General features: G+C 36.6%; 1 protein-coding gene and 1 pseudogene. Both read left to right on the top strand.

From position 1 onward, the window contains the following. Window positions 1–103 precede the first annotated feature (103 nt). Window positions 104–580, top strand: coding sequence for a PH domain-containing protein (locus DN393_RS31160; protein WP_064473826.1), 477 nt, complete (start codon window positions 104–106; stop codon window positions 578–580). Further along, window positions 573–807 (top strand): annotated as a pseudogene (locus DN393_RS31155) (PH domain-containing protein); the annotation flags it as partial. The gene DN393_RS31160 and the pseudogene DN393_RS31155, both read left to right, overlap by 8 nt.

Genomic DNA, 807 nt, shown 5'->3' with positions numbered 1-807 from the left:
ATCCCTGAGAAGAAAGATAATTAAATTACAATTTTCTGTAAAGTTATGTAAAATATAGTTTGAGAGTATTCGTATATTAGATTACTAGATTTGGAGTGGTTACATGGATCCATTGAAAAATGAAATTCATCCTGACATGGTCAAGGTGTGGAAAGTTCGTGCTGTAATTGAAGAAGGGATCGGTATTCTTGTCATTTTAGCTTACCTTTTCCTCATGATAAAGTTTGATTGGTGGGCGTGGATTTTGTACGTGTTAATCGGCTTAACGGTTGCACTAGCACCATTTGAGTACTTCGTATTCCCGAAACTTCGTCAGCGTTATTATAGCTATCAACTAAATGAAGAAGAACTTGAAATTCAGCACGGTCTTTTCGTCGTAAAGCGCGTATTAGTACCGATGATTCGTGTGCAGCACGTGACGATTGAACAAGGGCCAATTATGAGGAAATATGGATTAGCAGAATTACACATTTCAACAGCGGCAACTTCTCACAGCATCCCAGGCTTAACGATGTATGAAGCAGAAATGTTGAAAACGAAAATTGCAGAATTAGCGAAAGTGAGTGATGAGGATGTATAAGAGGCAGCATCCCATTACGATGTTATTAGAATTAAAAATAACAGATTTTATACCACTCATTATTTTTATGTTTAGTTTAAACGGAAAGTTCCCGTTTTGGTATTTAATTCCCGCTGCATTCGGTTTACTTACCATCTTTTCAGCGTTTGAAAAATGGTATTACACAACATATTGGGTTGAAAATAACGTATTACATGTGAAACAAGGGCTCTTTGTGAAGAAGGAGA

This window comes from Bacillus sp. BPN334, from assembly GCF_008368885.1.
Lineage (GTDB): Bacteria > Bacillota > Bacilli > Bacillales > Bacillaceae_G > Bacillus_A > Bacillus_A wiedmannii.
The sequence above is the reverse complement of the archived record's forward strand: the minus strand, read 5'-3'. Positions and strand labels throughout refer to the sequence as shown.

Excerpts from the sequence above, each read along its gene's own strand:
- DN393_RS31160 (WP_064473826.1), top strand. The coding sequence starts at position 104 with ATGGATCCATTGAAAAATGAAATTCATCCTGACATGGTCAAGGTGTGG.